The sequence below is a fragment of the Parviterribacter multiflagellatus genome (assembly GCF_056863265.1).
In genome coordinates this window covers 201,112-209,833 of the sequence record NZ_JBXPIZ010000013.1, presented here as the reverse complement: position 1 = coordinate 209,833, position 8,722 = coordinate 201,112, and the positions used below count along the sequence as shown (strand labels likewise).

The 8,722-nt window shown below is 73.8% G+C and carries 9 protein-coding genes; 3 read left to right on the top strand and 6 right to left on the bottom strand.

The window, feature by feature from the left end:
• Both AC1UE5_RS26180 and AC1UE5_RS26175 read right to left on the bottom strand, forming a co-directional pair.
• On the bottom strand, positions 1-1,142 hold a 1,142-nt coding region (locus tag AC1UE5_RS26180; protein ID WP_482928885.1), incomplete at its 3' end, for an AAA family ATPase.
• Positions 1,143-1,169: 27 nt separating this feature from the next.
• On the bottom strand, positions 1,170-2,051 hold the full coding sequence (locus tag AC1UE5_RS26175; protein ID WP_482928884.1) for a hypothetical protein: 882 nt from the start codon (positions 2,049-2,051) through the stop codon (positions 1,170-1,172).
• A gap of 101 nt (positions 2,052-2,152) precedes the next feature.
• Here AC1UE5_RS26175 and AC1UE5_RS26170 point away from each other — a divergent pair, with 101 nt between their 5' ends.
• Positions 2,153-3,343 carry an FG-GAP repeat domain-containing protein gene (locus tag AC1UE5_RS26170; RefSeq protein WP_482928883.1) on the top strand — a complete coding sequence of 397 codons (1,191 nt, stop codon included), beginning with the start codon at positions 2,153-2,155 and terminating at the stop codon, positions 3,341-3,343.
• Here the strand turns inward: AC1UE5_RS26170 and AC1UE5_RS26165 are convergent, their stop codons facing one another.
• From AC1UE5_RS26165 to AC1UE5_RS26150, 4 genes are all read right to left on the bottom strand, one after another.
• The gene (locus tag AC1UE5_RS26165) at positions 3,344-4,240 is read right to left on the bottom strand and encodes a peptidoglycan-binding domain-containing protein (RefSeq protein WP_482928882.1); all 897 of its coding nucleotides are present in this window, start codon (positions 4,238-4,240) and stop codon (positions 3,344-3,346) included. It abuts the gene before it with no gap.
• A 69-nt stretch (positions 4,241-4,309) separates the two neighbouring features.
• On the bottom strand, positions 4,310-5,188 hold the full coding sequence (locus tag AC1UE5_RS26160) for an SCO4651 family lipoprotein (RefSeq protein WP_482928881.1): 879 nt from the start codon (positions 5,186-5,188) through the stop codon (positions 4,310-4,312).
• A gap of 56 nt (positions 5,189-5,244) precedes the next feature.
• Positions 5,245-5,631, bottom strand: coding sequence for a hypothetical protein (locus tag AC1UE5_RS26155; protein ID WP_482928880.1), 387 nt, complete (start codon positions 5,629-5,631; stop codon positions 5,245-5,247).
• A gap of 115 nt (positions 5,632-5,746) precedes the next feature.
• Positions 5,747-6,013, bottom strand: a complete 267-nt coding sequence (locus AC1UE5_RS26150; protein WP_482928879.1) for a hypothetical protein — start codon at positions 6,011-6,013, stop codon at positions 5,747-5,749.
• A 143-nt stretch (positions 6,014-6,156) separates the two neighbouring features.
• Here AC1UE5_RS26150 and AC1UE5_RS26145 point away from each other — a divergent pair, with 143 nt between their 5' ends.
• On the top strand, positions 6,157-6,714 hold the full coding sequence (locus AC1UE5_RS26145) for a hypothetical protein (RefSeq protein ID WP_482928878.1): 558 nt from the start codon (positions 6,157-6,159) through the stop codon (positions 6,712-6,714).
• An 82-nt stretch (positions 6,715-6,796) separates the two neighbouring features.
• Positions 6,797-8,680, top strand: a complete 1,884-nt coding sequence (locus AC1UE5_RS26140) for a wax ester/triacylglycerol synthase domain-containing protein (protein WP_482928877.1) — start codon at positions 6,797-6,799, stop codon at positions 8,678-8,680.
• Positions 8,681-8,722 lie beyond the last annotated feature (42 nt).

Below are 8,722 nucleotides of genomic sequence, written 5' to 3'. Positions count from 1 at the left end.
CGGGCGCCGCCGGCGAGCGCGACGAGCGCGGCCGCGACCTCCTCGTCGGGGCCGCTCGCGGCGGCGGCGAGGTGCCACGGCCGGCGCGGGTCGTCGGCGTCGAGCGCCTGCGCGACCGCGGCGTGCGCGCGGCGACGGGCTTCGGGCGGGGCGCCGTGGTAGGCGACGGAGCGGACGAGTGGGTGGCGCACGGCGACCTTCACGCCGCCGAGCGCCACGAGACCGGCGTCCTCGGCGGGCCCGAGGTCGGCGAGCCTCAGGGGCTCGGGCGCGTGGGCCTTGAGCGCGTCGCCCAGCAGCCGCACGTCCGCCTCGCCCGCGGCGCCGAGCACGATCAGCGCCTCGCGGGTGCGGTCGGGGAGCCGCGCGAGCCGCTCCCCCAGCAGGTCCTCCGCGCGCGCGTGGGGCGGCGGCGGGCCGACGAGCGCCTCGCGGCCGTCGAGCTGCGCGGGCTCGAGGCGGCCGAGCAGCTCGTGGAGCACGAGCGGGTTGCCGTCGGCGGCGTCGAGCAGCTGGGTGGCGACGTCCTGCGGGAGGCGCCCGCCGCTGATCGTGGCGAGCAGCTCCCGCGCGACGTCGCGGTCCAGCCCGCCGACGTCGAGGGTCTCCAGCCCGCGCAGCTCTCCCGGCACGCGGCCGGCGCGCGCGGCGACGACGATGCCGACCGCCTCGCTCCCGAGCCGCCGCGCCGCGAAGGCCAATGCGCGCAGCGACGAGGCGTCGACCCAGTGCGCGTCGTCGACGACGCAGAGCACGCCGGTCTCCTCCGCCGCGGCGGCGAGGAGCGAGAGCGTGCCGGCGCCAACCGCGAACGGGTCGGGCGGGTCGCCGGCGGCGAGGGCGAGCGCGCGCTCCAGCGCCTCCTCCTGGACCGGCGGCAGGTCGGTGCGGTGCTCGAGGATCGGCCGCAGGAGCGCGTCGAGCGCGGCGAACGGCAGGTCGCTCTCGGCCTCGATGCCCGACGCGCGGAGGACCACGAGGCCGTCCGCGTCGGTGGCCACGCGCTCCAGCAGCGCGGACTTGCCGACGCCCGCGGGCCCCGTGAGGAGCAGCGCGCCGCTCGCGCCGGCGCCGACCGCCTCGACCAGCGCGCCGAGCCGGGCCAGCTCGGGCTCCCGCCCCACCAGTGCGTGCGTCGTCACCGCCACACGGGTGAGACTACGCGCCGCTCAGGCGCGCTCGTTGGCGCGCAGCAGGCGGACGGCGTGGTGCGTGATGTAGCCGCTCCAGTCCAGCGCCCCGGCGTCCGAGATCCGCGCGTAGTCGACGCTCCACCCGCCGTCGTCGTGCTGCTCGGCCGCCAGCCGGTCGAGGTCGCGGGCGATCACCGCGTCGTCGAGCAGCGCGCGCGAGGGCAGGCCGGGGAGCGGCGACAGGTCGAGCGGGCGGAGCTTCTCGCTCTCGGTCCCGCCCGCGACCGGCAGCTCGCCGCTCGCCGGGACCCACTGCCCGAGCCGCTCGATCAGCGCCGCGTCCTCGACCGCGTCGGCGAACCGCACGGCGAAGCTCAGGACGTACGCGTGCGGCTGCTCGGTGAGCGCCTCGATGGCGGCGACGCAGTACGCGGTCGCGCGCGCGAGCCACGGGTGGCCGCGCACCGCGGGGTCGCGGCGGGCGACGCGGTGGGCCATCGCTGCCGTGACCGCCGTGATCTGCAGCGACGAGGTCGTGGTGTCCGCGCCGGCCCACCACGGCGCCGTGGCGTGGTCGGAGGTGAGCGGGAGCGCGAACGGCAGCCCGCCGTCGGGGCGCGTCACGCCGTCGAGCCATTCGCACAGCTCCGCGGCGCGCGGCGACGTGGCGGGGCCGATCTCCTCGAGCACCTCGAACGCGTGCAGCGCGGCGCCGGGCTGCGACTCGGGCGAGCGCAGGTCGGGCTCCAGCCCCCAGCCGTAGCCGCCGTCGGCGTTGCGGTAGGCGTCGAGGGCGGCGAGCGCTCCGGCGACCGCCGCGTCGGTCGGGCCGTCGAGCAGCAGGTCGTAGCGGCGCCGGTCGAGCACGCGGGCGTGGCCGGCCATGAAGGCGGTGGCGGCGGGGAGGTCGATGCTCATGCCCGGGATCCTGCCGGGCGTCGGTCGCCGCGCCTTGGAGGAAACGGCCGCTGGGCGACCAGCGGCCGTAACATGGACGTCGATCGGTGTAGAGGTCCTGCATGCGGTGGACGATCCTCTTGCTGCTGCCGATCGTCCTGCTCGCGGGCTGCGGGGGCTCGACAGCCTCGGTGGCGGGTGGGGACCGGGTCGCGCCGACGCCCGAGCCGGTCGCCGGCGTCAAGGCGGCCCGTCCTGAAGGTCTCGTTCCGCTGGGCGACGTCGACGGCGACGCGGTGCCCGACGTCGCGCTCGCGCACCACGGAGGGCGGCTGCGGCTGCTGCTCAGCGCCGGTCCTCGCCGTCTCGTCGCGCTCGCGCACCCGTCTACCGTCGGTGGGCTGTTGCCGCCGCACGGCTCGGTGTTCCCCCTGGGAGACGTCGACGGCGACGGCCGCGCCGACCTCGCCGTGGCGGCCGACACGGCGGAGCTCGTCGTCCTGCACGGGCGCCGGTCGTGGCCGGCGCAGATCGACCTCCGCCGGCCCGGCGGGGACGCTGGCCGAATCGTGGGGACGGTGCGGACCGGCGCGCCCGACGTCATCGCACGCGACGGCGACGCGCTGCTCGTCGCGGGGTGGTGCGAGCGCCGGTGCCGGCCGGATCGGGCGTATCGCGTGCCCGTCCCGCGCCGCGGCGGCACGGCCTCGCTCGCCGGCGGGGAGATCGTGCCGGCGCCCAGTGTCGCGCGGGGCGAGCGGCTCGGCGGCGCGCACGGGCCGTGGGGGAGCGGGAGCACGGCGATCCGTGCGTGGCTGCTGGTGCAATCCGGTGCCCCGGCCCCGATGCGGCCCCTCGTGCAGGGTGCCGGCCGTACGACGTGGACGCTCGGCGACCGCACGCAGGTGCAGGCGCTGACCGCGCGCGCTGCGCTCGTGGTCACCTCGAGGGGCGCGCCCAACGAGGCGTCTGAGGAGCAGGTCGTCCTCCACCGCCTCGACGACGGCGGTCGGACGACGGCCATCCGGCTCACCGATCTGATCGACCCGTTCGACTACCGGACCGGCGGCACGCTCGCCGACGCCGGCCGGTGCATGATCGCTGCGACCTGGATGGCCGGCGCGCCGGGCACGAACGTGGCATCGGTGCTCGCGGTCGACCTCGGGCGGCAAGCGGTCGTCACCCGCTGGTCGGTGCCGTGGGCGTGGATGGTGACCGCGCAGCTCGCGGGCGACGACGTCACGTTCGTCGGCGTGGACTGGGCGGGCACGATCACGCGCGCCCGCGCGCCGCTGCCCGGCGCGTGCCGCTAGCTAGAGGCCGGGCGGGTGGCGGACGACGTAGCCCGCCGACGACCGCATCTTCGACGACCAGCGCGAGCCGCCCGGGCCGCGCATCGACGTGTCGAAGCGGCGGCCGTTGACGACCATGTACGTGTGCGAGCGGTTCGCGTAGATCGTGATCCAGCGGCCCTTGCCGGGCGACCCGTACGACATCAGCGCGGTGGAGTCGAGCGGCGACGACAGCGCGCCCGCGCCGCGCAGCACGTACGAGACGGTGCCCGAGCAGTCGTAGGCGGTGTCGTCGAACGAGCGGTGGCCGCCGCCGAGGCGGTACGGCTTGAACTGGATGCGGTTGCCCGCGCGGATCGCCCGCGTGACCCGCAGCGGCAGGCCGGAGCGCCCGCCCGCGCGCGACGAGCCGCCGCGGCGCTTGAGCACCGGGTGGGAGCCGCGGACGCCGAGCGCCCGCCACGTCGCCGGCCCGACGACGCCGTCGGCCGTGAGGCCGTGGCGCTTCTGGAACCGCTTGACCGCGCGGAGCGTGCCGGGCCCGAAGACGCCGTCGGCGGCGATGCCGAGCTTGCGCTGGAGCAGCCGGACGCTGGCGCCCGACGACGTCGTGCGGCCACCGCCCGCGCTCGACGTGCGCCGCGACGCGGCGCGGGCCCGCTTGAGCATCCTCCACGTCCCCGGGCCGGCGATGCCGTCGGCCTCGATGTCGTGGCGGCGCTGGAAGCGCTTGAGCGCCCGGACGGTCCCGCTCCCGAACACGCCGTCGGCGTGGATGCCGAGCAGCCGCTGGAGCTTCTTGACGGTCGGGCCGCGGTCGCCGCGCTCGACGGTCTTCTCGGCGAGCGCCACCGGCGGTGTGGTCGCGACCGCCGCGAACGCGAGCAGCGCGAGGATGAGCACGACGGACTTCCTCAAGAGCGCGGAGGACCGTAGCCCCCGCGCTCGTCACGCCCGCAACTTCCGTTGCAGATGCAGGAACTGCAGCTACTTCTGCGACGCGAGGGTCCGCGTGACCTCGTCGGTCACGTCGTACGTCTCGTCGCGCGGCGGCGGCGTGTCGTCGAGCTTCGCGCCGAAGCCGCTGAGGTCCATCGTGATCGACATCTCGCCCTTCGGGACGCCCTGCTGCGCGGGCACCGCGACGCTCTGCGTCATGCGGCGGATGCGATCCTCGCCGTCGACCCAGATGTCGAACGGCGCGGCCTCGTCGGCGCTCTCCGTCTGCTGCTCGAGCGTCTTCAGCGCCTCACGCGCGGCGGCCTGGCGCTCCTTCGGCAGCTGCGCGATGAAGTCGTCCACCTTCACCGAGCCGCGGTAGTGCGTCGTGTCGGCGCCGGCGACCTTCTCGCCGCCCAGCTCCTCCACGTCGTCGGCGGTGCGCAGGACGTCGAGCTGCTTGCCCGGGTCGAGCGTCATGATCTCGCCGAGCCCGCGCGCGTCGATGCCCATCGCCTCGATCGCCTTCGCCAGGTCGAGCGTGATCCACCGCGCGCCGTCCGGCAGCGCGATGCCGTCGAGCTCCGGCGGGTCGACCGCGACGTCCTTGCCGAGCACCTTCACACGCACGTCGCCGTCGCCGCCCTCGCCCATCAGCGCGAGCGCCGGGCCGAGGTCGAGCGTCAGGTCCATGTCGGGCGTCGCCAGCGCGGTCGTCCCGTGCCCGTCGATGCGCAGCGGCAGCGGGAGCCCGAAGCCCTTCGTCTCGACGACGAGGCGGACCTTCGCGGTGTCCGCCGCGCGCGTCGTCTCGGCGGCCTGCGCGATCGCGGCCGGATCGACGTCGTCGGCGCCGCAGCCGGAGGCCGCCACGCCCGCCCCCGCGAAGGACGCGGCGAGCAAGAGCGAAGAGATCAGCTTGCGCATGCGCAGGCCAAGCTACACGGTCCGCTGGACGTTCCGTGCCAGATCTCATCCATCCCTCACCCGCCCGCCCCGAGGAGCTGGTTTCGTCTGTCCTCGTGTCGAGCGAGCTCCTCCTCGATCTTCTCGCGTACGCCATCGGGCTCAGGTGAGTCGTTGATCTTGCGCAGCGTCCTGCTGACGTCGTCGCCGAGCTGGCGCGCGAGTACGGCTCGATCGCGCTCCGCCCGCGCCCGAGCGGCCGGGTTGGCGAGGGTCGCGTAGCCGGACGCGAACGTGGCGAGCGTCGCGGTGCACCATGAGATCCACGGCGCCAGGGAAGTCGGGATGGTGACCGACGTGAAAGCGGCCAGCGCAGTGCTCGCCGCCGTCAGCAACTCCGCTCGCCGCTCGTGCCGGCTTGCCGCATCACATGCGCTGCAGTGCTCGCGGTAGGCCTGCTTCAAGATCTCGACTCCGGCCGCGTACTGCGCTCGCAGGGGGCCCGCGTGCGGCTCGACGGCATGGGCCCACGGTCGCGGCGGGCGGGCGGCGGGGCCGCGGCCGATGAGACGTCGCACGTCAGCTGTCCTCTGCCGCGTCCTTGACCATCTTCGTGAGGACGAAGCTCCGCAGTCGTCCTCTGCCTTCACGCGAGAGCACCACACGCCCTCGCAGCTGCTGCTCGGCGTCGTGCAGATCCTGCTCGACGTCTGCGAGCACCGCCGGCGGTGCGTGGAACGTCTCGAATTCCTCCCACGCGCGCTCGACGAGCTCGTCGTCCTCGTAGCGGTAGATCTCGTTGCGCAGCTCGTCCCTCAGACGAGCAGCCGACTTCCGCGGCTTCATGGTCCGGACCTCGAACGTGTCTAGATGCTCACGGGAAGCTATCCGTTCCCGAGAACTCGTGACGAAGGTAACTTTCTCTCATCTCCCAATCGACCAGGAAGCCGGGTGCCGGAGAGGGCCGTGGAGCGGGCGCGGCGGGGCGTGTGCTCGGCGATCTCGCGGCGGCGCGGACGCCGGACGCGCGTGCGCTCGACGTTCTACGGCAAGAGCTCGCGGCGTACATCCGGATGCGCTTCCCCGACGTCGAGGTCGACGACATCGTGCAGACGGTCATCGTGCGCCTCCTCAGCCGGACGACGGGAGCTGCCGCGCGGGACGTCACGAACCCGTGGGCGTACGTCCGCCGTGTGGGGCACAACGCCGCCGTCGACGAGATCAACGCGCGCCACCGGCATGAGGAGACCTCGTGGGACGAGGCGGAGGATGCGCCGGGAGAGCACGACCCGGTGGCCGCGCTCATCAGCCGCGAGACGACCCGCACGCAGGTGGTCGTGGCGCTGCGTGCATTCGTCGTGCGCCAGGACGTCACGACAGTGCACGTGATCACGCACTGGCTCGATCTCGCCGAAGAGCTCGGTCGTGCCCCGTCGACTCGTGAGGTGGCGCCGGGCGTGGGGGTCAGCCACACGCGCGTCGCGCAGGCCCTGCGTGCGTTCCGTGACGAGGTGGCCTTTACAGCGGACGGCCCGGCGTCGTCTTAAGCAGAGACCGCGCCCAGCCACCTGACGATCGGGATCCCGACCGGCGTCTTTCCCGGTGACCGCTGCGTCCGAGGAGACCACCATGCATGACCGAACCACCGTTCCCGCCACGTTGACCAACGAGCTGGTCGCACGACTAGGCAGGCTCAGCGGCCAGCCTGCCTCCGTCGCAGAGGTGGCCCTGAGCGCTCTGAGCTACGGATCGCTCGCCTCGCTCCTAGCGCACGGCATCGTCTCCGACGTCGACCTGGATGGCGACGTGGCGAACGAGCTCGCGGTCACGCCGTACGGCTGGGAGGTGATCGGCGCATGTGCCGACGCGGCTGCGAGCTCCGCGTCACCGCTGTCGCCGGGGACGGTCGAACGTCTCGGCCGGCTGGCTGGCCTGAACGACGACATCGCCGCGACGGCGCTCAGCGCTGCGCCATACGAGGTCCTCCGTGAGCTCGATGAGCATGGCGCCATCCACGCGGTGCGTCTCGATGGCGACGAGGCGGCCGAGATCGTGCTGACCGAACGCGGTCGCGAGCTGATCGAGATCTGCGCCGCAGCGCAGCTCGACGGTGGCGATGCGGCGCGGATGGGGTCCACGACCGTAACGCTCACCGAGCTCACGCGACTGCTCGGCGATGGTCGCAGCGTCCCCCTCCAGATCGGTACGGTCGCCCGCTTCGACGGCCCGGCTCCTCCGTTCGACGAGGTGCTCGCCCACGTCGACGCGCGGCTGGCGCTTGTTCCGAGGTGCCGTCAGAAGCTCGCCGGTCCGCTCGCATGGGCAACACCGACCTGGTGGACCGAAGACGCGGACTTCGATGCTCGCCGCCATGTCCGCTGGACCCAGCTTCCCGCTCCGGGCGGCGAACGGGAGCTCCAGGACGTCGTGAGCGCGATCTTCGCGGAGCCCTTGGATCGCGACCGGCCCTTGTGGGAGCTGTGGGTCGTCGGAGGCTTGTCCGCCGACGGGTTCGCGTTGGTGTGGAAGTGTCACTTCGCCCTCGCCGACGACCTGACGGGCGTGGAGATGCTTACCACGCTTTACGACCTGACCCCGGAGCCGATCGCTGGCGGACCTGGACCAGGCCCGTCCGCGGCCGCGGACGCGTCCACGCTCGACCTGGCGGCGACAGCCGTCGGAGACGCACTGCGCACCGCTGTGCGGGTCTCGTTCCGGGTCGGCTCGAACCTGCTCCCGTGGCATGCCCTCTCGACCGCGCGGGACGTCGTCGAGAGCGTTGGGCACGTCGCCTGGGCGAGCCTCCATCCGAAGCCTCGATCGCCGTTGAACGGCCCGGTCGGGCCGAACCGGCAGGTCGCGTTCGCCGACGTGTCGCTGGCCGATTTCCGCGCGGTGAAGCAGGGACTCGGTGGGTCGGTCAACGACGCGGTGCTGGCGTCGGTTGCGGGCGGACTGAGGGCGTACCTGCTCGAGCGGGGGCACGACGTGGACGAGCTGCCTCTGAGAGCCGTCGCGGTGACGACGCGGGGCGTTCGGGACGAGGGGGCGTTCGTCGGGCGACTGACCCAGCTCCTCACTCCTCTTCCGGTCGACGTCGAGAACCCCGTCGAGCGCCACCGCACGATCGTGAGCTCCACGGAGGCCGCGCACCCGTCGCTCGCCGAGGACCGTCCCAACGCGCTGGAGCAGGTGCTGCGCCTCAGCCTCGCCACGCGGGTCGCGAACGTGATGATCGCGAACGTGGCCGGATCGCCACTCCCGCTGTTCTTCCTCGGTCGGAGGATGCACAGCCTGCATCCCATCCCGTTCCTCACGGCTGACCACGAGCTTGCGGTCGGAGCGATGTCGTACGACGGGCGCGTGCACGTCACCTTGATCGGCGATCCCGACGCGGTGCCGGACGTCGAGTCGATCGCGCCCGCGCTGCGGGCGGGGCTCGATGAGCTGCTCGCGGCCGCTCGAGGGATTGGCATGCGTGGGTCGGAGGTCCTGCGGCTGCACGTTCCGTGACGTCGCGTCGGGTGAGGGGAAGGTGCGCCACGGGCGCCGCGC